Source organism: Francisella sp. SYW-2 (assembly GCF_008711475.1).
Taxonomy (GTDB): Bacteria; Pseudomonadota; Gammaproteobacteria; order Francisellales; family Francisellaceae; genus Francisella; species Francisella salimarina.
Genome location: NZ_VXKO01000067.1, coordinates 1 through 874, shown reverse-complemented (window position 1 = coordinate 874; position 874 = coordinate 1). Strand labels below are relative to the sequence as shown.

The window sequence follows — 874 nt, the reverse complement described above, 5'->3', positions numbered from 1 at the left end:
GACATGATTGTAAATGCTATTCAAAAAATTGGATTTTATAGCAATGATTTCTCCTTGTGTCTCAAAATATTCAATAAAACTACTAAGGAACTTAAAATATGAAAAAATTATCGTGTACAGAGAATAAAATTATTAACATCTCCTGTTTAAAATCTAATCTAGCGTCAGAGCTTAAGTTCCTAAAAAATACTTTTTAAAAAAAAACATGTATAATGTAGAAACAGAATAATTCTCCTTACAATTAAAATCTAAGAGATGAGAAAGATAATATATATAATTTTACTAAAAATTTCTTTAATATCAGGAGCTTTTACGAAGAGTATTTCCGAAGCAGAGAAACAATTAAATAAATTAAGTGGCGAATATTATCAAAAACAATATTCTTGGAGTATTAAGGCATCACCTAATAAAACAGAAAGTCAAAATGAAGTGGCTTTTTTAAATTCATCAGACCTTAAAATAAATAATGTTTCTATAGAAAAAGATGGTATAACAGAAACAACAGGCAATTTTGACTCTGAAGGAAAATTAATCCTAGATATATCTGAAAATACAGGAGCAAACATAACCATATCTATAATATATTTTGGAGAATATATAAGGTTTGGCGACAGTTCCGGGGGTATAAATAAACTTTTAAAATTAGAAGATTATTTACCAGGAACACTCTTAATTATAATTAAGAGTATTGACTATAATGATAAATTAGTGTTATGTGATATCTATAAGATTTAGATTCAGTTAATCTGGTTCTGTCGCAAACAGTTAGGTGTTTAAATTTATAGTATAATCCTATCACAAACATTTCCTTAATTTTTAGATGTTATATTTCACAGGCAGACATTTTGGAAAACTATTAATACTGCAAGCCATC

The 874-nt window shown here is 26.4% G+C and carries 1 protein-coding gene; it reads left to right on the top strand.

What is annotated here, in order from left to right; genetic code table 11:
- Positions 1-255 precede the first annotated feature (255 nt).
- A complete protein-coding gene (locus tag F3D57_RS10180; protein WP_150466175.1) occupies positions 256-735 on the top strand; it encodes a hypothetical protein in 480 nt (159 codons plus the stop codon).
- The last annotated feature ends 139 nt before the right edge of the window (positions 736-874 follow it).

Excerpts from the sequence above, each read along its gene's own strand:
- F3D57_RS10180 (WP_150466175.1), top strand. The coding sequence starts at position 256 with ATGAGAAAGATAATATATATAATTTTACTAAAAATTTCTTTAATATCA.